This is a genomic window from Pontixanthobacter aestiaquae (assembly GCF_009827455.1).
GTDB classification, from domain to species: Bacteria; Pseudomonadota; Alphaproteobacteria; order Sphingomonadales; family Sphingomonadaceae; genus Pontixanthobacter; species Pontixanthobacter aestiaquae.
In genome coordinates, this window is the sequence record NZ_WTYZ01000001.1 from 2,613,451 (window position 1) to 2,636,368 (window position 22,918).

General features: G+C 55.8%; 17 protein-coding genes. 14 read left to right on the forward strand and 3 right to left on the reverse strand.

Annotation, left to right across the window (positions count from 1 at the left end):
* Positions 1 to 36 precede the first annotated feature (36 nt).
* The 12 genes from GRI35_RS12450 (at position 37) to GRI35_RS12500 (ending at position 13,511) form a co-directional block, all read left to right on the forward strand.
* Positions 37 to 777 (forward strand): OmpA family protein, encoded by a 741-nt coding sequence (locus tag GRI35_RS12450; RefSeq protein WP_160614453.1) that lies wholly within the window; start codon positions 37 to 39, stop codon positions 775 to 777.
* A gap of 1 nt (position 778) precedes the next feature.
* Positions 779 to 910: a hypothetical protein gene (locus GRI35_RS13960; protein ID WP_268894028.1), complete on the forward strand. Its 132-nt coding sequence runs from the start codon at positions 779 to 781 to the stop codon at positions 908 to 910.
* Positions 907 to 1,449 carry a hypothetical protein gene (locus GRI35_RS12455; RefSeq protein WP_160614454.1) on the forward strand — a complete coding sequence of 181 codons (543 nt, stop codon included), beginning with the start codon at positions 907 to 909 and terminating at the stop codon, positions 1,447 to 1,449. The genes GRI35_RS13960 and GRI35_RS12455 overlap by 4 nt, the downstream gene beginning before the upstream one ends.
* Before the next feature lie 21 nt (positions 1,450 to 1,470).
* A complete protein-coding gene (gene acs / locus GRI35_RS12460; protein WP_160614455.1) occupies positions 1,471 to 3,423 on the forward strand; it encodes an acetate--CoA ligase in 1,953 nt (650 codons plus the stop codon).
* A 24-nt stretch (positions 3,424 to 3,447) separates the two neighbouring features.
* Positions 3,448 to 5,259: a gamma-glutamyltransferase gene (gene ggt / locus GRI35_RS12465; RefSeq protein ID WP_290258164.1), complete on the forward strand. Its 1,812-nt coding sequence runs from the start codon at positions 3,448 to 3,450 to the stop codon at positions 5,257 to 5,259.
* A gap of 170 nt (positions 5,260 to 5,429) precedes the next feature.
* A complete protein-coding gene (locus tag GRI35_RS12470; protein WP_160614456.1) occupies positions 5,430 to 6,290 on the forward strand; it encodes an HpcH/HpaI aldolase/citrate lyase family protein in 861 nt (286 codons plus the stop codon).
* A 76-nt stretch (positions 6,291 to 6,366) separates the two neighbouring features.
* On the forward strand, positions 6,367 to 7,542 hold the full coding sequence (locus tag GRI35_RS12475) for an acyl-CoA dehydrogenase (RefSeq protein WP_160614910.1): 1,176 nt from the start codon (positions 6,367 to 6,369) through the stop codon (positions 7,540 to 7,542).
* A 172-nt stretch (positions 7,543 to 7,714) separates the two neighbouring features.
* Positions 7,715 to 8,368, forward strand: coding sequence for a maleylacetoacetate isomerase (maiA, locus tag GRI35_RS12480; RefSeq protein WP_160614911.1), 654 nt, complete (start codon positions 7,715 to 7,717; stop codon positions 8,366 to 8,368).
* A gap of 3 nt (positions 8,369 to 8,371) precedes the next feature.
* Positions 8,372 to 9,382 (forward strand): fumarylacetoacetate hydrolase family protein, encoded by a 1,011-nt coding sequence (locus GRI35_RS12485; protein ID WP_160614457.1) that lies wholly within the window; start codon positions 8,372 to 8,374, stop codon positions 9,380 to 9,382.
* A gap of 130 nt (positions 9,383 to 9,512) precedes the next feature.
* Positions 9,513 to 10,772, forward strand: a complete 1,260-nt coding sequence (locus tag GRI35_RS12490; protein ID WP_160614458.1) for a dicarboxylate/amino acid:cation symporter — start codon at positions 9,513 to 9,515, stop codon at positions 10,770 to 10,772.
* Between the two features lie 15 nt (positions 10,773 to 10,787).
* A complete protein-coding gene (locus GRI35_RS12495) occupies positions 10,788 to 12,152 on the forward strand; it encodes an alpha/beta hydrolase family protein (RefSeq protein ID WP_160614459.1) in 1,365 nt (454 codons plus the stop codon).
* Positions 12,153 to 12,341: 189 nt separating this feature from the next.
* Positions 12,342 to 13,511 (forward strand): DUF547 domain-containing protein, encoded by a 1,170-nt coding sequence (locus GRI35_RS12500; protein WP_160614460.1) that lies wholly within the window; start codon positions 12,342 to 12,344, stop codon positions 13,509 to 13,511.
* A gap of 237 nt (positions 13,512 to 13,748) precedes the next feature.
* Here the strand turns inward: GRI35_RS12500 and GRI35_RS12505 are convergent, their stop codons facing one another.
* Positions 13,749 to 15,749: an alpha/beta hydrolase family protein gene (locus GRI35_RS12505; protein WP_160614461.1), complete on the reverse strand. Its 2,001-nt coding sequence runs from the start codon at positions 15,747 to 15,749 to the stop codon at positions 13,749 to 13,751.
* 105 nt (positions 15,750 to 15,854) lie between these two features.
* Positions 15,855 to 19,367 carry a TonB-dependent receptor gene (locus GRI35_RS12510; protein WP_160614462.1) on the reverse strand — a complete coding sequence of 1,171 codons (3,513 nt, stop codon included), beginning with the start codon at positions 19,365 to 19,367 and terminating at the stop codon, positions 15,855 to 15,857.
* A 343-nt stretch (positions 19,368 to 19,710) separates the two neighbouring features.
* Between GRI35_RS12510 and GRI35_RS12515 the strand changes: the two genes are divergently transcribed.
* Positions 19,711 to 20,982 (forward strand): DUF3422 domain-containing protein, encoded by a 1,272-nt coding sequence (locus GRI35_RS12515; RefSeq protein WP_160614463.1) that lies wholly within the window; start codon positions 19,711 to 19,713, stop codon positions 20,980 to 20,982.
* Between the two features lie 106 nt (positions 20,983 to 21,088).
* Positions 21,089 to 21,607, forward strand: coding sequence for a c-type cytochrome (locus GRI35_RS12520; protein ID WP_160614464.1), 519 nt, complete (start codon positions 21,089 to 21,091; stop codon positions 21,605 to 21,607).
* An 87-nt stretch (positions 21,608 to 21,694) separates the two neighbouring features.
* On the opposite strand, the gene hemA is transcribed toward GRI35_RS12520, so the two are convergent.
* Positions 21,695 to 22,915: a 5-aminolevulinate synthase gene (hemA, locus tag GRI35_RS12525; protein ID WP_160614465.1), complete on the reverse strand. Its 1,221-nt coding sequence runs from the start codon at positions 22,913 to 22,915 to the stop codon at positions 21,695 to 21,697.
* Positions 22,916 to 22,918 lie beyond the last annotated feature (3 nt).

Here is a 22,918-nt window from a genome sequence, read left to right on the forward strand (position 1 = left end):
CTTTCCGGCAGCGTCAGGCATGGCTAAGACCACGCCATGCCCGTTCGCCCTACCATTGCTATCGCCGCCGGAGCCTTAGGGAGTATCGCGCTGGCGTTTGCCGGGTCCGTGTGGACCGCCGATGACATCGTCGCCCAATTGTCGCAGCGCGCAGCAGCTGCGGCGGCCGATGCGGGCGCGCCCGATGTCACGGCAGATTTCACTGCGATCAATGGCTGGCCGTCGCGTCATCCGCTGCTTGTCGGCGGCGAAGATCTGGGCGAACAAACCCGCGCTGACGCGGCGCAGGCCATTGCCGCAATCCCCGGGGTCGGCGGGATTCGCTGGTCGGACGGAACCATGGCTGCCGAAAGCGGCGCAGTACCGCTCAAGCCGATGCATTGTCAGGACGATGTCGAAGCGCTGCTGCGCGCCCGTACCGTTCGCTTTGAGGAATCTTCCAGTGCAATGGATACCGCAAGCCGTGAATTGCTGGACGAGGTGGAAGCGGCTTTGCGCCCTTGCCTCGGCTCCATCATCGCGATCACCGGGCACACCGATAATTCCGGGCCGGAGCCGGGCAACCTTGCTTTGTCGAGAGAACGTGCCAACGCGGTGCGCAATGCTTTGATCAGCCGCGGAATTCCCGCCGACGGGCTGCGCGCTATTGGCCGTGGATCAAGCAACCCGGTTGACGGTCTCGACCCTGCCGACCCTGCCAACCGCCGCATCGAGTTTTCAGTCATCGCGACCGAGCCGCTCGCTCCCACTCCCGTCGACACACCGGGAGCGCGCTGACATGCCGATTTGGTTTGAACTCATCGTGATGATGCTCGCAGCCTACGCAGTCGGCCTTACGATTGGCTGGGCGTTGTGGGGCCGCAAACCGGCAACAGATATTATCGATAGTGAAGAGGAAGCAGAGCAATGATGGAATTGGCGCAAGCCAACTGGCCGCTTTTGGTGGCCGCTTTGGTCATCGGCCTATTGGCCGCGTGGTGGATCTTCGTCGCAATGCGGCGAACGAAGGTGGACACCGACACATCCGATGTTTTGGATGAAGGCAAAGGACCGGCAAACCGCAATCAGGCGCTGATCGATGCGCCCGCGGCAGCTGAAACTCCACCAATTGCAGTACCTGCAGCGGGAATTGCGGGCGCCGGAACTGCTGTTGCGGCAGCCACGGAGCATGCGGTTGAAGCCGCCAAAGCGAACGCGGATACCAGCAATGAGGCGGACGATCTGACGCGGATCAAAGGCGTTGGCCCCAAGCTCAAATCGTTGCTGATATCGCTCGGCGTGACCAAGTTTGAACAGATCGCCAATTGGACCGATGCTGAGATCGACGAAATAGACGCGCAATTGGGCCGTTTCGAAGGGCGCATCCGCCGTGACAATTGGATGGAGCAGGCGAAGTTCTTAGCCGCCGACGACACAGCCGGTTACGAAGGTAAATTCGGCAAACTCTAAAGTATCGCAGGAGATTATTGAGTGACTGACGCAATTTTTCCGGTGTCCGACGAATGGGCCAAAAACGCGCTGATCGACGACGCGACCTATCTGGAAAAATACCAGCGTTCTATCGATGACCCGGACGGCTTCTGGCGAGAGGAAGCGCAGCGGATTGACTGGATTGAACCGTTCCACACGGTCAAAGACACGTCCTACGATAAAGACGATTTTCATATCACATGGTTCGAAGGCGGTACGCTCAATATCGCAGCCAACGCGCTGGATCGTCATCTGGCTAAGCGCGGTGATCAGATCGCGATTATCTGGGAGCCCGATGATCCTTCGGAAGAAGGCCGCACCCTCACCTACCGCGAGCTTCACGCAGAAGTGTGCCGTTTCGCAAATGTGCTCAAGGCGAACCGTGTCAACAAAGGCGATCGCGTCACAATCTATCTGCCGATGGTGCCGGAGGCCGCGATTGCGATGCTGGCCTGCGCGCGGATTGGCGCGGTGCATTCAGTCGTGTTTGCCGGTTTCAGTCCCGATGCGCTGGCTGGGCGGATCGAAGATTGTCAGTCCAATATCGTGCTGACGGCGGACGAAGGTCTGCGCGGCGGCAAGCCTATTCCGCTCAAGGCCAATGTTGATGCTGCATGTGAGAAAGTCTCGGTCGATACGGTAATCGTGCTCAAACGTACCGGCGCGGATGTGCCCGTGATTGCAGGCCGCGATGTCGATTGGGCCGAGGCGATGGCGGCTTCTTCCGAAGACTGTCCGCCCGAAGTGATGGACGCGGAAGACCCGCTGTTCATTCTCTACACATCGGGCTCCACCGGCAAGCCTAAGGGTGTACTGCACACTACCGGCGGCTACGCCGTGTGGACGAGCATGACGCAGGAATATGTGTTCGATTACCAACCCAAGGCGGATGGATCGATGCCGGTTTACTGGTGCGCCGCCGATGTCGGTTGGGTCACCGGTCACTCCTATGTCGTCTATGCCCCGCTGTTTAATGGCGCGACGCAGGTGATGTTCGAAGGCGTCCCCAATTACCCCGATCACTCGCGCTTCTGGAACGTTATCGACAAGCATCAGGTCGAGATTTTCTACGCCGCGCCAACTGCGTTGCGCGCGCTGATGCGCGAGGGCGATGAGTATGTCACCAAGACCAGCCGCAAGAGCCTGCGCCTGCTTGGCTCGGTCGGTGAGCCCATAAATCCCGAAGCATGGGACTGGTATCATCGCGTGGTCGGCGAGCGGCGCTGCCCGATCGTTGATACGTGGTGGCAGACCGAAACAGGCGCAGCAATGATCACGCCTATGCCGGGCGCAACCGCGCTCAAACCCGGCAGCGCCACGCGCCCGATGTTCGGTGTAAAGCCAGCCATTCTCGATCCCGAGAAAGGCACCGTGCTCGAAGGCGCTACGCAGGGCGCACTGGTCATCACCGATAGCTGGCCCGGCCAGATGCGGACGGTCTATGGCGATCATGAACGTTTTTTTGACACCTATTTCAGCCAATATCCCGGCTACTATTTCACCGGCGATGGCTGCCGCCGCGACGAGGATAATTACTACTGGATCACCGGCCGGATCGACGATGTAATCAACGTCTCCGGCCACCGGATGGGTACAGCAGAGGTCGAAAGCGCGCTGGTTGCGCATGAGCTGGTTTCCGAAGCCGCCGTTGTGGGCATGCCGCACGATATTAAAGGGCAAGGCATCTACGCCTATGTGACCACCAATGCAGGGGTTGAGGACAGCGAGGAATTGCGCGCCGAGCTGGTCAAATGGGTCCGCAAGGAAATCGGCCCGATTGCAACGCCTGACGTGCTGCAATTTGCCCCGGGTCTACCGAAGACCCGCAGCGGCAAAATCATGCGGCGCATCCTGCGCAAAATCGCCGAGAATGACACGAGCAATCTGGGTGACATATCGACACTCGCCGATCCGGGTGTCGTCGATGATTTGGTAGCCAACAGGGGTAGCTAAGCTGCTCCCCCGAAGGAGAATTTCGTGAAAAAATCGATAGCATTGCTCACCGCTCTGGCACCTCTTGCTGTGATAGCAACGCCGGCACAGGCCCAAGATAGCGAAGCCGAACCGGTTGCACAGAAGCCCGACTTCAAAGAATCCATCGGTCCAGGCGGGCGCCCTGTCGGTGCAGATTGGTCACGCAGTCCGGTCTATGCCGAAAACGGGATGGCGGCGACCGCGCATCCGCTGGCTAGCCAGATTGCCATCGATGTCCTCAAACAAGGCGGCAACGCGGTTGATGCCGCGATTGCAGCCAACGCTGCACTGGGCCTGATGGAGCCGACCGGCAACGGCATCGGCGGCGATCTTTACGCGATTATTTGGGATCCCAAAACACAAAAACTCTACGGCATCAATGGCTCGGGCCGATCGCCCAAGAACCAGACTCTCGATCAATTAAAGGAAAAGCTCGGGGATCGCGACAGCCTTCCCCCTGTCGGACCGCTGCCAATCACAATTCCCGGTACGGTCGATGCGTGGTTTGAAATGCATGGCGAGTTCGGCAAGCTCTCGATGGCCGATATTCTGGCGCCGACGGTGGAGTACGCGCGCGAAGGCCATCCGGTCGCGCCGATTATTGCGATGTATTTGGATCGCAGCCTGCGCGCTTATGAGCGACGGCAGGAAGCCACACCTTTCGATTTCTCCAATGCCCGCGCGACGTGGTTCGCCAACGGCGCGCCCAAAGCGGGCGAGATTTTCAAAAACCCTGACCTTGCGAACACGCTGGAAACTATCGGACGCGGTGGCCGCGCAGCATTCTATGATGGCGAGCTCACCAAAGTGATGGTCGATTATCTCCAACGCCAAGGCTCGGCCTTCGAATATGAAGACTTTGCCGAGCATACCAGCGAATGGGTCGAGGTTGCCTGCGCCGGGTACAAGGATGGCTACGAACTGTGCGAACTACCACCTAACGGGCAAGGCTTCGCTGCTTTGCAAATTGTCAATATCCTCAAGAATATCGACCTCTCGCAATGGGAACGCGGCAGCCCCGAAGTGCTGCATTATATCACCGAAGCCAAGCGCCTGGCCTACGCCGATGTGGCGCGTTTCTACGCCGACACCGATTTCTCGAAGTTTCCGATGGAATTGCTGAGCGAGGAATATGGCAAGAAGCGTTTCGCGCTGATTGATCCGGCTAAGGCGACGCCCGATTACCGGCCCGGCGAACCCAAGCTGGAAGGTCCCGGCGACACAACGTATCTCACCGTCGCCGACAAAGACGGGATGATGGTCAGCTTGATCCAGTCCAATTATCGCGGCATGGGCGGCGGGCTGACACCGGATGGGCTCGGCTTTATGTTTCAAGATCGCGGGGAATTATTCAGCCTCGATCCCGCGCATCCCAATGTTTATGAACCGAACAAGCGGCCATTCCACACGATTATACCGGCCTTCGTGAAGAAAGACGGCGGCCCCTATATGACACTTGGCCTGATGGGCGGCGGAATGCAGCCTCAGGGGCATGTCCAAGTGCTCATCAATATGGTCGACTACGGCATGAATATTCAGGAGGCGGGCGATGCTGCGCGGCTGAACCATGATGGCGGCCGCCAACCGACCGACGATCTGGCGGGTACAGGAGCGGACCTGCTCGGAACTCTGCACGTCGAACCGGGGATTTCGGCGGAAACCATCGCGGCGCTCGAAGCTATGGGCCACAAGGTCGAAGTCGTCGATAACGGCATCATGTTCGGCGGATATCAGGCGATCCGCCGCGATCCGGAAACCGGCGTCTATTCGGGCGCGACCGAAATGCGCAAAGACGGTCAGGCTATTGGCTATTGAGTGTGAGTGAAGCAAAGTTCCCCCTCTTCTTTAGAGGAGTCGGTTAGGGGGTGGTGTTGGCGGACACAGAGTTGTGCCAAAACATCACCCCACTGCGACTAGGCTCTGCTCCGCATCGCTAAGTCTCGCTGCCCCTCCTCTAAAGAACAGGGACCATAATAGGATCGATCATGACCATTCGCCCTTTGCGTTCCGCCCTTTATCTCCCAGCCAATCGGGCGAGCGCGGTCGAGAAAGCGCGCCGCGCAGATTGCGATGCGGTAATCCTTGATCTGGAGGATGCTGTCGCGCCGGAGGCCAAGGTAGACGCCCGGGCGGCGGCGGTCGCAGCCGTCAATGAAGGCGGCTTCGGTCACCGGATTCTGGTCGTTCGGGTCAATGCGCTCGATACCGAATGGGGACCGGCAGATATTACCGCCCTCGCCGGATGCGGGCCCGATGCGGTTCTGGTTCCGAAGCTTTGCCATCCTGATGAAGCGGGTATCTACCGGCAACAGCTTGGCACTGGTCCGGAATTGTGGGCGATGCTGGAAACCTGCATTGCGTTTACTCAGCTCAGCGCGATCTCTGCAAAAGCGGCGGCGGCCGAACTGACTACCTATGTGATGGGCACCAACGATCTTGCGCTGGAAATGCGGGCGAAGCTGGATACAGCGCGCGCACCGTTCCAGCCTGTGCTTGCTCAAGCGGTTATCAACGCCCGAGCTTACGGACTGTCGGTGCTCGACGGCGTGTTTAACGATATCGGCGACGAGGAAGGCTTGGCTACGCAATGCCGCGAAGGTGCCGATATGGGCTTCGATGGCAAAACACTGATCCATCCCAAACAACTCGCGATTGCCAATGCTGCCTTCAGTCCATCTGCCGCTGAGGTGCGTACAGCGCAATCAATCCGCGATGCCTTCGCCGCGCCTGAGAACGCGGGAAAGGGTGTGATCAAAGTCGGTGGGCGAATGACGGAAATTCTCCATTTGCGTGAAGCGGAGCGTACACTCGCACTCCACGCAGCAACGCAGCGCAACCCCTCTTGATAAGACTGCACTTGCGGCGCAGGATGAGTCCTGCAAGAGGCACACTAAACTAGTTTCAGGAGTAACTATGGCTGGCATGGTGCCATTCAACTGGGAAGATCCGTTCAATCTGGAATCCCAGCTGACCGAAGAAGAGCGGATGATCCGCGACGCCGCGCATGGCTTTGCGCAGAGCGAGTTGCAGCCACGCGTTCAAGAGGCCTATCGCAACGAAACCAGCGCGCCTGAACTGTTCCCGTTGATGGGCCAGGCGGGACTGCTCGGTGCGACTATTCCAGAGGAATATGGCGGCGCAGATGCCAGTTATGTGTCCTACGGCCTGATCGCACGTGAGATTGAGCGGGTCGATTCCGGCTACCGATCGATGGCTTCCGTCCAGTCAAGTCTCGTGATGCACCCGATCTATGCATATGGATCAGCCGAACAGTGCCAGAAATATCTTCCCGGCCTGGCTAGCGGCGAATTGATCGGCTGCTTCGGCCTGACCGAACCCGATGCCGGCAGCGATCCCGGATCGATGCGTACCTATGCCAAGAAAGACGGCGATGGCTATTCGCTTTCGGGTGCCAAGACCTGGATTTCCAACTCACCCTTCGCGGACGTGTTTGTTGTGTGGGCGAAGAGCGAAGCCCATGCCGACGGGATCCGCGGTTTTGTGCTGGAGAAGGGCATGGAAGGCCTTTCCGCACCGAAGATTGAGGGCAAGCTGAGCCTGCGGGCTTCGACCACCGGTATGATTATGATGGATGAGGTCAAACTGCCTGCAGAGGCGCTGTTGCCCAATGTCCAAGGGCTTAAGGGCCCGTTCGGCTGCCTCAATCGCGCACGCTACGGGATTAGCTGGGGCAGCATGGGCGCGGCAGAATTCTGCTTCCATGCGGCGCGCCAATATGGCCTTGATCGCAAGCAGTTCGGCCGCCCGCTGGCGAACACACAGCTTTATCAAAAGAAGCTCGCCGATATGATGAGCGACATCGCGCTCGGCTTGCAAGCATCATTGCAAGTCGGTCGTCTGATGGACCAAGAGGCATTCGCGCCGGAAATGATCAGCATCGTCAAGCGCAACAATGTCGGCAAAGCGCTCGATATCGCTCGTCAGGCGCGCGATATGCATGGCGGCAACGGCATTAGCGATGAATACCAAGTGATCCGGCATATGGTGAACCTCGAAACGGTGAACACCTATGAAGGTACACATGATGTCCACGCGCTGATCCTTGGCCGCGCAATCACTGGGCTGGCGGCATTTTGATCGCTGCTGTCCTACTGGCGCAGCGTATGGCAGAAAGGCGCCATGACGCACCACAAACCCACTTTCGAGATAGCTCGCATGGTGGTTTTAGGCATGGAACTTCTTTGCTATTGGACCGTGTTCCATGTGTTCCATCCTGTAGGATTTACCGAGGGTAGAATCGGCTGAGATGATGAAGCTTCACGGATATTATCGCAGCTCGACCAGCTACCGGTTGCGCATCGCACTGGAGCTAAAGGCGCTGGAATACGAGAGTGTGCCGGTTAATCTGCTCAAAGGCGAGCAGAAAGGCGAGGCGTTCAGGGGCCGCAACCCGTTTGCAACCGTACCGATGCTGGAAGCCGGTGGCCGCGACCGTGCGCAAAGTATGGCGCTCATTGAATGGCTGGATGAAGCCTATCCGGATGCGCCGCTTCTGCCATCCACACCCGAGGACCGCTACACCGCCCGCGAACTCACCTATGCCATTGCAACTGAACTGCACGCACCGTTGAACCTGCCGGTGCTGAAATTCCTCAAGGAGGAATATGGCAAATCACAGGATGAAGTCGGCAAATGGTATCGCCACTGGCTCGCAAAAACGCTCGTCCCGGTCGAAGCACGACTGGCACAGCTGGGTAGTGGCGATTTTCTGTTCGATACGCCCGGTATCTTCGAGGTCGTTCTGCTACCGCAGCTCTACAATGCGCGGCGGTTTGAATACGATCTCGGGAACAGCCCGCATATGACGCGCATTGAAACAGCATGCCTCGCGCTCGAAACTTTCCAGCGCGCGCACCCAGATAATCAACCCGACAGTCCAGAGAATGGCCCAGAGAAAGTATAATCCATGAAACTTGCAACGCTCAAAGACGGTACCCGCGATGGCAAGCTGGTTGTCGTATCCAAAGACATCACCCGCTATTGCGCAGCGGACAATATCGCGCCGACGATGCAATATGCGCTCGACAATTGGGATGAAGTCGCGCCCAACCTCGAGGCGCTATACCGTGACGTCGAGCATCAGACTGTGCCTTGCGAGCGTTTCCACGAGAATGACGCGCATTCACCCCTGCCCCGCGCCTATCAATGGGCCGATGGCAGCGCTTACATCAACCACGTCGAACTGGTCCGCAAAGCGCGCAATTCCGAAGTTCCAGACAGCTTCTACCACGATCCGCTGATGTATCAGGGCGGCAGCGACACTTTCCTCGCTCCGCGCCAGGACATCCCGCTCGGCGACACCGCTTGGGGCTGTGACATGGAGGGCGAAGTCGCTGTGATTACGGGCGATGTGCCAATGGGCGTGTCTGCGGAGAATGCGGCGGATCACATTAAACTGGTAATGCTCGTCAACGATGTGTCGCTCCGCGGTCTGATCCCGGGCGAATTGGCAAAAGGCTTCGGCTTCTTCCAATCCAAACCCTCCAGCGCATTCTCACCCGTTGCCGTCACACCTGATGAACTGGGCGACGCGTGGAAGGACAGCCTGATCCATCTTCCACTGCTGGTGGATTACAACCGCGAAGCTTTCGGCCGGGCGGAAGCCGGCGTCGATGCGACATTCAACCTCGCGCAATTGGTCGCGCATGCTGCCAAGACCCGCAATCTGGCTGCAGGCACAATAATCGGATCAGGAACAGTTTCCAACAAAGGCGAAGATGGCGGCCCGGGTAAGCCGGTGAGCGAAGGGGGCTCAGGCTATAGCTGTATCGCCGAAATCCGGATGATCGAAACGATCTATGATGGCGGTCCCAAAACGCGCTTTATGCAGCCCGGCGATACCGTGAAGATCGAAATGAAGGACAAGGACGGCCATACGATCTTCGGCGCGATCAAACAGGAAGTCGTACAGGCCTGACTGCGCACTCGTTGGACCTGAACCAAGGTCTATGGGGGTAAAGTCAAAACCCGTTTGACTGCCACCGCGCTTTCGCGGATGGTCCTCCCTTACAGCGGCGGGGGAACCGCCCGTTTGACAGGGATCTGCGATGTTTAAAGTCTGGTTTTCCATTCCCCTTTGGCAACGCGTTATCGGGGCGCTGATAGTCGGTACAGCGCTCGGCTGGGCGTGGCAGGAATATGGTCTGTTCGGCGGCGCGGATCCAACCAGCATCAAGTGGATCGGCGACCTGTTCATCAAGGCGATCAAGATGCTGATCGTCCCACTCATTTTCTTCTCGCTCGTTTCGGGAATCGCCGCGCTGGGCGATCTGAAAAAGCTCGGCAATGTGGGCGGCAAAGCATTGATGATTTTCGCTGCGACTGCCGCGTTCTCGGTCTCGCTGGGCCTGACTATGGCGACTGTGGCTGGCCTCGGCAAAGGTCTTGATGTGCAATTGCCCGAAGGCGCGGACGTGCCGGACGCAGCGACGACCACTGCAGTAGATATGATCCTGTCAATGGTGACCGACAATCCGGTCGCGACAATGGCCGAAGGGCAAGTTCTGCCGCTGATCATCTTCGCATTGCTTTTCGGTATATCGGTGCTGATGGCGGGTAAGGAGGCCGCCCCCATCGTCAAAGCGATGGATGCCGGCGCCGCTGTCATGCAGCGAATGACCATGATCGTGATGGAATTGGCGCCATTCGGTGTGTTTGCGCTGATGGTCTGGGTAGCTGGGACACTCGGCTTGGACGTGCTCCAAAGCCTCGCTCAGGTCGTGCTCTTCAATTATATCGGTTGCTTTATCATAATCTTGGTAGCCTACCCGACGATCATCAAGTTTATCGCAAAGCTGCCAGTCGTCGATTTCTTCCGCGGTATTGTCGATGCTCAGGTCGTTGCATTCTCGACCGCTTCATCGAATGCCGCGCTGCCGGTGACACTGCGCTGCGTACAGCGCAATCTGGGCGTATCGCGGTCCGTTTCCAGCTTCGTTGTCGCGCTTGGCGCAACAATCAATATGAACGGCACAGCGATGTATCTTGGGCTCGTTGCGGTGTTCGGTGCCAATGTCTACGGGATCGAGCTGTCTTGGATGTCTTATGTACTGATAGCGATTACCGCGACTCTGGGCTCTGTCGGAGCTGCCGGGATCCCCGGGTCAGGCCTAATCATGCTGACACTGGTTCTGACCTCCATCGGAGTACCACTGGAAACAGTCGCGCTTGTAGCGGGTATCAACCACATTATGGACATGATGCGCACCATGACCAACGTTACAGGCGACGCGACCGTGGCGGTGGCTGTTGGCCGGATGGCGGGTGAAATCGACGTGGAAGAATATGTCTCCGCCGACGATATCTAATCGGGTACACCGCATATGAGAAAACGTAACATTGCACTCGGTATAGTAGGCGTACTCGCCGCCGGGGCAGCCGCAACAGCATATGTTGTTTCGCCAACAATCCATGCTGGTGAAAGCGGGGAGACACCCGAACTGGGCCGGACCGGCGATTATGCGGTCGGCACATTTGTGCAAGACTACAGCCTGCCGGGCCGGACACAGATCGGCGGAATGAGCATGGTGGCGGGCGGCCTGAACGAGAATGAGCGCACGCTGTCCGTTCGTTTCTGGTATCCTGCCGAAGCAGGCAATGCAGGCGAGATCGTCGCTTACGACCATGTGATGGAGCCGCAGGGCCAAGACCCTGTCGAAGTATCGACCAAGGGTATCGCCCGCGCTGGTGCCGCCGCGCTGACCGGCGAGAAGTTCCCGCTGGTCATCATGTCGCATGGCTATCGCGGATGGCGCGAGCAGTTCAGCAATCTGGGAGAGCACCTCGCGTCGCGTGGCTATGTGGTCGCATCCATTGATCACGCCGACATGCCGGCCGATGGACTTGCTTCGTTGGCGATTTCATTCAGCAATGTTCTAGTCGATCGAACGCAGGATCAACGGCAGGTGCTGACTGCAATCCATGAGCAAGCTGGCGCGGAGGATGACGCAAGCTTTGCACTGATCGACACCGAAAGAACCGGTCTGATCGGCTATTCAATGGGAGGATATGGCGCTCTTGCCACCGCTGGGGCGTCCTATCAGTTCGCCAATGACCCTATGTCCAACATTCCTGCAGAAGCGCAACGCAAGCTCGCCGAAGTCACCGCAGAAGCAGCGCCGATTGATGCGCTTGTGACTTTCGCGCCTTGGGGCGGACAACCGGATAACCGCGCATGGTCTGCCGGGGCACTCGCCAAGATCGAAATTCCCGTCCTGGTCGTCTCGGGCAATCAGGATGATGTCGTCAATTTCGACGAGGGCGTGACATGGCTTTTTAACAACCTCACCGGCGCGGATCGGCATATGCTGGTATTCCGCGAGGCGCGGCACAATATTGTCGGCAATAATTTTCAAACCGCCGCCGATACAGGTTTCCAAGCGATTGAGTTCATCAGTGAGCCCGTGTGGCGCGGCGACCGGCTCAACGGAATCAACCAGCATTTTGTGACCGCATTCCTCGATCTGCATCTGAAAGGCGATTCTGACAAAGCGAGTTACCTCAATGTCCCGACCATCGACTCCAATGACAGCACTTGGGATGTTGCCTTTCGCGAGCAATTGAACGGGAGGCTGGCTGGCCCCGAACAAGACCAGCATTGGCGCGGTTTTCAGCGGCGCTGGGCCCTCGGCCTAGAGATGTATCGCGCGGAAAAAGGTAGTGGCGGGATTTCTACCAACGCCAAATAGCCGCCGATCAGCGCTCTGGATTGGCGTAAACCGATAGCTACATTGAAACTACTAGAAACCTATTCATATTCGGCGCGTTGGTGCGGCAAGTTCCGTGGCAATTCAGTTAAACGTAGCTGCAGAAACACTGTGATAGAGAAGATGCGACATGGCGAACTGCGCCAACATTTTGTAATTTGAGGGATTTCCATGCTGGGAAAGACAAACATTTTCGTTAAGTCAATCAGCGTCGCGGCTTTGCTGTTCACCGGCACAGCCTTGTCGGCGCAAACGCCTTCTCCACAAGTGGCATTGGCGCAAGCGAACGAGAAATTTGCTCGCTTTGTGCCAAAGGCCCATCCGGTAAGAACCAAGATTGATTACTCGATTTGGGACGAAGCGCTGAGCTTCTTCGTTGTGCCGATGGGTTCCTCCATACGCGAAGGTGCCCCTCGGGTGGATGGCCGCACCGGCACAAGGCGTGTTTATGGCCATGACTCACGTTTTCGTTTAGAAGGCAATCGTATAGGGTTTTCGTTCTTCACCGATGAAGTGACACAGTCGCTCGTTGAGTACCGGGTCGATCTGCAACAAACAGCGGACGCTGTTAACATCAGCACTCTCAGTAAAAACGAACAACTCGCTTTTTGGCTCAACCTTCATAACGTAGCGATTATCGAACAAATTGCCTTGCAGTATCCACTGAGTCAGCCATCGCAGCTTACTGTTGGCGGCAGCCCTGAGTTACTCGACGAAGCCCCTTTTATAACCGTGGCCGGGGTCGCGATGAGTCCCAAAGATATTCGGACAAAGATCGTCTATCCGAATTGGAAAGATCCCAAAGTAATATATGGCTTTTTTCGCGGAGATATTGGCGGACCATCAATCCAAAGAGAGGCATTTAATGGTAATAATCTGAGCGGCCTCCTGGATCGATCAGCGAGAGAGTTCATCAACTCGCTCCGCGGTACCGACAAATCAGGCAAGAAGTTGCGTGTTTCAAAAATTTTCGAAGAAGCGCGATCATTTTACTTTAGCGATTGGCCACGTGCCATTCGCGCCCACTATGCGAAGTACGCCAACGATCCAGTCAAAGAGATCATGGACAAGACTATCGGTGCCGAGGCAACTATTTACGAAACAGATATTGCCGATCTCTCCAATGGAGAGCGAGATCCAAATTTGAGCACGATAGAGGATGCGCTAGATAATGGCAGAGGGCGGCAAGGACTTCAAATACCAACGGCAATCGCCCGCCTCATGGTTGAACGGCAACAAAAGATAGAGAAAATAATCAAGCGCGGCGGGCGCCAAGGAACTGTGACTTTTGTAGATGTCGATCTCGACGGCGATGGTAGCGGCCCGGAAGTCGTCGAATAAAGTGTTGCGCAAAAAGGTGCACACGAATGCCGAAATACCCAATTCCACCTAACACAAACTGATTGGGCAGACCGTCTCGTAGCGGTTCTTAGCAGCTGACAATTATCGTTCTGGACACTTTTGGGACCCGGATCCCGAAAACTGCATCCAGGCAAAAAAGAGCGGCAGCACTTATTACGTGCCGCCGCTCTTCATTATTACGTACGCTGTACGGCTGGTACCTATATTAAGCGGCTATTACAGGCCGTCTGGGCCGCAATCATTAGCGAGATAGTCTAGCATCTTGGTGTATAATGCCTGCTGGTGGCTATACATCCAAGTGTTAGAGAAGTGGTCTGCTCCGTCGACTGTCATAAACTGACCGACTTTGCCCGCCGCTTCGAATGCCTTCTTGTAGTCTGTGAAGTTGAAGTACATTACCCGGCGATCCTGTTTCGGATGGACCATGAGCAGCGGGATGTTAACCTTCGCCACTTCGTTGATCGGGTTAATACCGATCGTACCGCGGCGTTTGCTCCAATCATCGAGTGCTTTCGGCGGGTTAGTGCCGCGGCGACCGATGTAAACTTTCTCCGCATCGGCTACAGCTGCAACAGCGATTGAACATTGATAGAGGTTTTCTTCGCGCGAGGCCGCAACCAGTGCCGCATACCCGCCATAAGACCAGCCGAAGAAAGCTACTCGATCCGGATCGGCCAAGCCCTGCTCAATCAGGTACTTTACGCCATCGTCCTTATCGTCCTGCATAGCGAGACCATGCTCACCATAACCCGCGTCAAAGTGCTTCTGGCCCCAACCGGTAGAAATACGGTTCTGGGGATACAGCACCATATATCCGGCATTGGCGAACATCTGGTTCATTTCCCCAAAGCCGATCACGGCGTTGACGTGGGGACCGCCATTGTGCTGGACGATCAGCGGAAACGGACCTTCACCTTTCGGGATTGTAACGTACGCTGGGATTTCAAGACCATCACGAGCAGTGTAACGGATGTATTTCACATCCGAAAGCTGAGCCGGGTCAAGCAGTGGATTTCGGCTGCCCACCTTGATCATTTTTTCGTCCATGACCAACCAATAAGAACCCGGATCACGTGGGCCACGGTTATTGACGATCATTTTCTTCCCGTCACGCGACCGGCTGCTGATGCTGATCTGATGGGCATGCGGTATTTCGCGCTGCAAGTTTTCGAAAAGCTGCTTTTCTTCTTCATCAAACCAATGACGCTCATACTTCGCGCCAGGGTAAATGGCGGCGACAAGTTTATTGTCGCCCGCCCAAGCCATAGAGCTGGTTTGGATACCTATAACGTCAGCATCAGGGTGTTCAAAAAGTTTCTCGCCTAGCTGGCCGGTGTCAAAGTTAAATTCATATAGCGCGGCTTTATCGCCTTCCGGATTGTCGATGAAATATCCGATATTCGGATTGTCCTGCTTGAATCCCTGCAATCCTTGGAAGCCGCCTAGAACACGGTAAAGATTATCAGGGTCATCAAGATCATAGCTCTGAAATTCAGTCCACGAGCTATCACCGGGCTTACGGTAATAGAACGTCTGCTTTTTTGAGCCAGCGTCATAGCTGGTAGTGAAGCGCGGATTGCCCTCATTGTCAAAAACCGCTGTCGGATACTTCTCACTACCCCTGAGGACAAGCGAACGAGTACCAGTCTTCAAGTTAAATTTATAATACGAGCGCGGCCGGAATGCCGCGAACGGATCAACGCCGGTCGCGTCACTCACTGCGGTCCCGGTCGCGATCAACACATTGTTATCGTCTTCGGGCAGGTTATTGACGATGTTGAAGTTACCGGAAACTTTCGAGAATTTTTTCGTCTCGGTATCAAACGAAAAAGCAAGATAGTCACGAATGTCCTGCTCGGGACGTTTCACTGATTTACGCTTTACCTGCCAGGCAGTTCCGAAAATATATCGGTCATTTACCCAGCGCGCAGCAATGATCTCCATCGGGTCTGCTTTAGTCCGGATAGGCTTACCGGTAAGGTTGTTCGTATCATGGATCTCCATGATATATTCGCCCTCTTTGCTCTCCAATTTCATCAGGAGCAGTTTGTCACCACTGGGCGATAGAGACACGTTCGTCATGAGATCGCGCAATGCCCAAGCTTCGACTGGAATGGTCGACGCATTTTGGGTTTGAGCAGTTACACTAACTGAGCCACCGCTGAGCACCATGGCTCCAGCAGCAGCGGCGAGGAATGTCGATTTTAGAAGTTTCATTTTGCTACCCTAAGAAAATTCTGATGAACGTAGGTCTAACAGAAAACGGCCCCATAACAAGGTTACGGGGCCGTCTCTTAGTTAGTTTTCAGATAGGACGAGAACTTAAAACTCTTTCCGAACAGAAAAGAAGAACTCACGTCCATCGTAATCGTAACCTAGGCCGATCGCGGTATTCGCAACCGAGGTCACTTCAGTTGGATCAACCAGCGGTGGTGCCGTGTTGAAGATGTTGTCAACACCCGCAATCAGGGTCCAGTCGCCATCACGATAGCGGACCGATGCAGTATGCAGGAACTGCTCCGATGCGAAGCCGACGTCGCGACAGAACACACCATCGCCAGCTACTGCGCCACCATCACCACCACCGGTACAGGTGTTACCAAACTGGTTGGGTGTCACATCGCCATTAGGAGCAACCGGGAAACCACCGTCCGGACCGTTCTGAAACGCGTCAGCGAAAGCGTCGATACCGTCAATATCCTGCTCGACCGGGCCGGTGTAACGCACCTGCCAGGTAAGACGGAACTTATCGATATCGGCAGTGAACACCGCACGACCAGTCCACTTCGGCAGACCGAATTCGCCAGCATCCTCGTCAAACGTGACATTGCCGTTATCGTCAACGAAAGTCGTGCTTCGTTCGATCAGGTGATTGGCACGAACGTTCAGCCCCAAGTCAACCAGCGTCCCGAACATGGTAACTTCTTTACCAAAGAAGGTATTGATATCGATACCACGTACGCTTTCGGTGTCGAAGTTCAGGAAGTTGTTCTCAATCCTGCTAACCAGACCGGCGTCACGAGGGTTCGCGCCCGTAGCACCGTTCAGTGGCTGGAAGGAGAGGCGATCACAGAATGCACTGCGGTTTCCGTCCTCACGGGCGAAGCAATCGAAGATAATGAAGCCTGGATTTGCTTCGACGATCGAATCCTTCAACTTGATGTCGTAGTAGTTGAAGTTGACCGAAACATCATATCCGTCGCCAAAGGTCTCTTCGAACGCAAACCCGGCGGTCAGCGATCGTGAAGTTTCCGGGTCGATATCGAACGACCCCCCCGAGACAATCTGCGCGCTGTTAGTCTGTTGCGAACCTGCGACATTCGCTATGAGGCCCACTTGCAACGGGTCACGCCCTTCTCGCCGACAGTTGTCGAAAATTGCCTGAGAACGTGGATCGTTGGCTGGGTTATAACCAGTACCGCCCAATGTATCGATGGCGACAGCTGGAACTGCGCATGGATCGAATACGGTGTTGAACGAGGTCTGTTGACGCAGGAAGTTTTCACGCAGGTTCGGCGCACGGAAAGAGGTGCCGTAGCTGAGTTTCATCAGCAGCGGCTCGATCGGGCGCCACCCACCTTTGATCGAGTAAGTGAAGTTCGTTCCGTAGAACTCTTCTTTGGTCACACGTCCTGAGAGGTTGAGGCTTAGTTCTTCGACCCAGTCTTTACCGGAAACCAGCGGAAGGTCGAGTTCGCCGAAGCCTTCGAGGATATATTTCTCCCCCGCAGCTCCTTGATCAGCATTGAAATTCAGGAAAAGCCCATTCGAAAAGGCGGCATCCGGCTCGGATTCGATCGAATCGGTCCTGTATTCGGCACCCAGCACAAGACCGACTGGACCACCTTGAAGGTCAAACAAATTTCCCGTCATAAACGCAGACAGGACTTTCTGTTCATAAATTGTATCGAAGCCGCGCTGTCCAATGAGGTAATCCCGCTCCGCCTGCGAGGCAAATTCGCCAACCAGTGAATTGAGTAGGCTCGGGGCAAACAGATTGACCGGCACACAGCCATCTAGCAGGTCAGGCATCGCCGCGCCAGGATTTGCCAAGGCATTAGCATCGCAGGGTGTAATGCCTGGGTTGTTGTAAATGGCGTTATTCCCGAATTGCACGTCAGGATCATAATCGTCGGCAATACCATCGCCGGTGTTGTCGAATATCCCGTCGTTATTGAAGTCGGCCGTCGGGTCGATACCCAAAGAAAACGCAAGCTTATCTTCACGCAGGCCGTTACGCACGGTCTTACCGACCGAACGGGAGTAAACGAACGACGCATCGAAGCTCCAGCTTGGGGAGATGAAAGGCAGGTCGCCGCGGACGCCTAGAACGCCGCGATACTGCTCCTGTGTAATCTCGACATTGTTACGATCACCTGCCACAGCCACGAACGGTTGTACGGTCACGCTCTGGCCGATGTCGAATTGCGGTAAAGGAGGAAACAATCCACCGGGCCCATAAATTGGCGGCCTGCCGGTTGTAGCTTGAAAGAGCCCGTTGGTTACAACGCGGCAATCCACACCCGTTTGAACATTACAAGGATTGAACGCATTATCCGCAGGCACCCTTGGATCGATACGAAGGACGCCGAAATTGTCATTAGTGATCTCCGCACGGCTGTAATTCACCTCGAAGTACGGAGTAATATTGGCTTCACCCGGCAAAGTGTATTCGCCATACGCCATGACGTTGATCAGATTCTGTTCGCTCAGAAACACCTGTTCCTGATTTTGTCCTGCACCAAGATAATTGGCGCTGTTGACATCTTGCAGACCATCCCCGTCCAAATCAAGTGGGTCAAGAACCTGATTCTCACGCGTACCGAAACCTGGCAGACCGAATTGAGTCAGGTTGTCGAAATCGCCGTTCCGTACTGCAAAAACAGAGTTTAGGAATGTATCATTGACAACAAAACGCCCCTGAAAGTCGCTGGTAAAGCCGGTAATCCGACACGGACTATCGAGAGTGGAGATTGCGCCATTACTGTCACTCTGCACAATTGCATTCGTCCGCTTGTCGACCGTCAAGATGTTGCCATCCTGATCAACTTCATAATCGCTAGCACAGCCTTGGAAAAAGCGGCGATCATTGAAACGGATTGCGTCACGGTGGTCATATTCGACACCGATTCCGATAAAGCCGCGATCCAGATTGATCCCGTATGCGCCGCTGATCGAATAATCCTCGCCAGCGCCCTGAGGATTAATTTCGCCGCGTGCGAACAATTCCAGACCATCAAAGTCTTTACGCAGGATGATGTTACCAACACCCGCAACCGCGTCTGAGCCATAAATCGAGCTCGCGCCATCGAGCAGCAAGTCGAAACGGTCAATAAGCGATGACGGCAGCAAGTTAATGGATGGGTTCGAAGGAGCCCCCTCCACACCAGCAGGAGCCAGACGCCGACCGTTTACGAGCAGAAGCGTGCGATCCGCACCAAGGCCGCGCAGGTTCAGCGTCGCAGATCCTGGACCATTATCGACTACGAAACCAGCAAAGGTTGCATCGATCTGCTGACCTGCAGCCGATTCATCGCGCTGCAGAATTTGCGAGGCGTCAAACAAACCCACTTCGCGAGATTGCTCGGTAGTGATAACCTGAAGCGGCGAAATGCTGGAATAGGTGTCGCGCTTGATCCGCGAACCGGTAACAACGATTGCACCGTCCTCTTCGCCACCGGCCTCGCCGGTTTCGGTAACATCAACCTGCTCTTCTTCCTCTTCGGCCGGCTCTGGATCGGTATCCTGCGCCATGACAGGTGCGGATAGGATCATCGCCATTGCTGATACTGAGCAGGCCAAGCCCTTCAGCGCGCTCTCTTGAAACTTTTTCATAATTACTCCGGTTGCGACTTTTAGCGACGTTTGAGTGCATGACATTCTATTGCTGAACTATGATTCTCAAACATATTGAGCGTTAGCAATAGCTTATCGGAGACCCCCAGTCCCTAGATGGTCGGTTAACTGCAATAGGCGGCATGGCTTGTCAAAGCGGTTCCCATGAGATGCACACTTTTCGCCTTGCTGTTGCGTTAATCACACAGTCAGCCTCCATGGCGGTGTGCAATCCTATGCGGGCCGGCGCCATAACCGGTTGCGGATCACAACCGAAGAGCACGAAGGACAGGCGGGCAATTTTGCGGTAAGACACGCAAATAATCGGACTGGAGGGGCTACTATGCGACCGACCGACCATCCGCTGAGGCAATGGGCCGTCAACGAAATGCATCTGCGCAAATTTGCGCCGGTTCCCGGGCATTGCGAGATATATCAGGCTGTCCGGCTGCTAAGCGCCGACGATCGTCACAAAGAAGATGGCCGCTTGATGGGCGACAAACCCGATTTTGATGAATGGGCCGTGCGCGAACGCTACGCCGCCGGGCATTGCAAATCGGGCATTCACTTTCTGTGGGAACGCCATTCCGAGGCGACAACGCTCACGCTGATCCTGCCGAACGGCGGAACGGAAGAAGCGAATGCACCATACATCCGGTGGTTGGAGGAATGGAACGGTCCGGTCATACGGGCCACTCGCGTGTTTGTGATCCCCGATGCGAGCAACATCGACCAGCATTTGCAGACCCATGGAATGGATCTGAACGAGCTCGTCTGCTCGGATGTCAGTGGCGATCTCAGGATTTGGTCTGACTTCGGCATTCGCGGTGACGGATATGGACGCCTGATTGCCACCGCAGGCGATGTTTCCGCCCCGGAACGAGGCAGGATCATCCAGCGCCTGCAAGAGCTCGGCAATTATCGAAACTTGGCGTTGTTGGGCCTGCCTTTGGTTCAGGAATACGGCCCAAAAGCCGACGCCTTAGAGGCCCAGCTTTCCGATCACGCGGAGCGAGTAGCATTAGCCGAAGATGGAGCCCACGATGATGATCTGCTGCAGGAGCTGATCGAGATATCATCCAAATTGGAAGTTATCCGTTCTGCAACAGGATTTCGGCTGAGCGCGACCGCAGCCTATGCTGGAGTAGCTGCCGACCGCCTCGCCGGCCTGTCGATAAAAACCGTGTCAAACTTGCAAAGTCTCACCGAATTTACCGAGCGGCGACTGGTTCCTGCGGCCCGCACGTGCTCGGTATTTACCGACCGCCTTGCCCGGATCGCAGAGCGCATTTCCCGCGTGATGCACACGCTTGATGTGCGTGTCGATACGCGGATCAAAGAGCAGAACCTCATCCTGACCAAGCGCATGGAGCGATCTATACAATTGCAATTCCGCTTGCAAAGTCTGGTCGAGGGTTTGTCGGTCATTGCGGCGGCCTATTATCTGGTCGGCCTGATCGGATTCCTGATTAAAGGCGTATGGGCCTGGCCGAGCGGCTCTTCTGCAGATCTGGTCATCGCAGCTGTGACGCTGCCGGTAATCGGCCTGATCTATGCATTTGTTCACCGCACTCGAGGGACCGTTTTGAAGGAAACGGATTTGGAATCCAATTAGGCATTCGAGTACCGGCAGTATGCTCAGGGGTTAAACCCTTCCAATTACAGCCTTAGTAGGTTAGTCTGATCGCGGGAGACACGGAGTCTTGTGAAAGGGAGTTAGTATGCGAAAAATTAATGCACTGGCAGGCGTGGCCGCTTTGGCGATCATGACTGCGGCATGTTCCGGTGGTGGTTCTGAACCGGCCGAACCGGCAGCTGAAGAACCGGCGGCGGAAGCGCCTGCTGAAGAGCCAGCCGAAGAAGCGCCCGCTGCTGAACCAGCGGCTGACGGCGACCCGATGGCAACTACCGACGGAATTAGCTACGCCAGCCTGACCGGAGACGCAGCAGCCGGGAAAGCCGTGTTTGCACAATGCCGCACCTGTCACGAAACGAAAGAAGGCGTAAACAAAACTGGTCCGTCATTGGCTGGTATTGTCGGTCGGCCTGCGGGTTCGGTTGACGGCTTCAACTATTCGCCAGCCAACGCAAATAGTGGCCTGACTTGGACCGAAGAGCAATTGTATGTCTATCTGGAAGACCCTCAGCGGACTATTCCGAAGACCAAAATGATTTTCCCTGGCCTGCCAAAGGCTCAGGACCGTGCCAATGTGATTGCGTATTTGAAAGATCCAAGCTGATCTGACGGTGCGTTAAAAATGAAAAGGGGCCGGATTTCCGGCCCCTTTTTCTTTGTCATCTTTTGCCGGGAGTCATTGGCTCAGCATTCACGCAGCAACGTCGCGCCTTGCCAATTCGCATCGCGACCAGATTTCACTGAGCGCGGTCAGCAAGCGGTCGATATCTCCATCGGTATGCACCGGGGACGGCGTCAGGCGCAGGCGCTCTTCACCGCGCGGAACAGTCGGATAATTGATCGGCTGCACGTAAATGCCGTGATTGTCCATCAGCCAATCGCTGATGAATTTACACTTATGCGCATCACCCACCATCACCGGGATGATGTGGCTCGGATTGTCGAGATGCGGAATCCCCAATCGGTCCAACGCACCGCGTACCTTCGCAACACGCTCTTTCTGGCGGTCGCGCTCATGATTGCTTTGCTTCAGATGCTTGATACTCGCGCAGGCACCGGCCGCAATCGTCGGCGGCAAAGCCGTCGTAAAGATGAAGCCACTGGCGAAAGTACGGACATAATCACACAGATTCTTCGACGCCGCGATATAGCCGCCCATTACGCCGAATGCCTTGCCCAGCGTACCTTCGATAACGGTGATCCGGTCCATCAAGCCTTCACGTTCGGCAACCCCGCCGCCGCGCGGACCATACAGGCCAACCGCATGCACTTCGTCGATATAGCTCATCGCATTATGCGCTTCGCACACATCCAGAATTTCCGCGATGGGCGCAATGTCGCCATCCATCGAATAGACGCTTTCAAACGCCACCAGTTTTGGCCGGTCGGGATCAAGCGTCGCCAATTTACGATCAAGGTCCTCGGGCGAATTATGCTCGAAAATCATCCGGTCCGCTTTACTGTGGCGTATACCTTCGATCATTGAGGCATGGTTGAGCGCATCGGATAGCACCATACAACCAGGGATGCGCGCCGCGAGGGTTCCGAGCGCTGCCCAGTTGGATACATAGCCAGAGGTAAACAACAACGCGTCTTCCTTACAATGGAGGTCGGCAAGTTCGTTTTCCAGAAGGACGTGATGGTGGTTGGTGCCGGAAATATTGCGCGTGCCCCCGGCCCCAGCACCGCAATCGTCGAGCACTTTATGCATCGCGTCGATCACGGTTGGGTGCTGGCCCATTCCTAGATAATCATTGGAGCACCACACGGTGACATCGCTTGTCTCACCTGCGACATAACGCGTTGCTTGAGGGAACTGCCCCCGCTTGCGTTCGATTTCGGCAAAGACACGGTAGCGGCCTTCATCCCTTACGGATTGCAGTTGGCTGCCAAAAAATGTCTCATAATCCATAGT

Excerpts from the sequence above, each read along its gene's own strand:
- GRI35_RS12470 (WP_160614456.1), top strand. The coding sequence starts at position 5,430 with ATGACCATTCGCCCTTTGCGTTCCGCCCTTTATCTCCCAGCCAATCGG.
- GRI35_RS12495 (WP_160614459.1), top strand. The coding sequence starts at position 10,788 with ATGAGAAAACGTAACATTGCACTCGGTATAGTAGGCGTACTCGCCGCC.
- GRI35_RS12475 (WP_160614910.1), top strand. The coding sequence starts at position 6,367 with ATGGTGCCATTCAACTGGGAAGATCCGTTCAATCTGGAATCCCAGCTG.
- GRI35_RS12455 (WP_160614454.1), top strand. The coding sequence starts at position 907 with ATGATGGAATTGGCGCAAGCCAACTGGCCGCTTTTGGTGGCCGCTTTG.
- GRI35_RS12485 (WP_160614457.1), top strand. The coding sequence starts at position 8,372 with ATGAAACTTGCAACGCTCAAAGACGGTACCCGCGATGGCAAGCTGGTT.
- GRI35_RS12520 (WP_160614464.1), top strand. The coding sequence starts at position 21,089 with ATGCGAAAAATTAATGCACTGGCAGGCGTGGCCGCTTTGGCGATCATG.
- GRI35_RS12505 (WP_160614461.1), bottom strand. The coding sequence starts at position 15,749 with ATGAAACTTCTAAAATCGACATTCCTCGCCGCTGCTGCTGGAGCCATG.
- maiA (WP_160614911.1), top strand. The coding sequence starts at position 7,715 with ATGAAGCTTCACGGATATTATCGCAGCTCGACCAGCTACCGGTTGCGC.
- GRI35_RS12490 (WP_160614458.1), top strand. The coding sequence starts at position 9,513 with ATGTTTAAAGTCTGGTTTTCCATTCCCCTTTGGCAACGCGTTATCGGG.
- GRI35_RS12450 (WP_160614453.1), top strand. The coding sequence starts at position 37 with ATGCCCGTTCGCCCTACCATTGCTATCGCCGCCGGAGCCTTAGGGAGT.
- GRI35_RS12510 (WP_160614462.1), bottom strand. The coding sequence starts at position 19,367 with ATGAAAAAGTTTCAAGAGAGCGCGCTGAAGGGCTTGGCCTGCTCAGTA.
- GRI35_RS12515 (WP_160614463.1), top strand. The coding sequence starts at position 19,711 with ATGCGACCGACCGACCATCCGCTGAGGCAATGGGCCGTCAACGAAATG.
- GRI35_RS13960 (WP_268894028.1), top strand. The coding sequence starts at position 779 with ATGCCGATTTGGTTTGAACTCATCGTGATGATGCTCGCAGCCTACGCA.
- GRI35_RS12500 (WP_160614460.1), top strand. The coding sequence starts at position 12,342 with ATGCTGGGAAAGACAAACATTTTCGTTAAGTCAATCAGCGTCGCGGCT.
- hemA (WP_160614465.1), bottom strand. The coding sequence starts at position 22,915 with ATGGATTATGAGACATTTTTTGGCAGCCAACTGCAATCCGTAAGGGAT.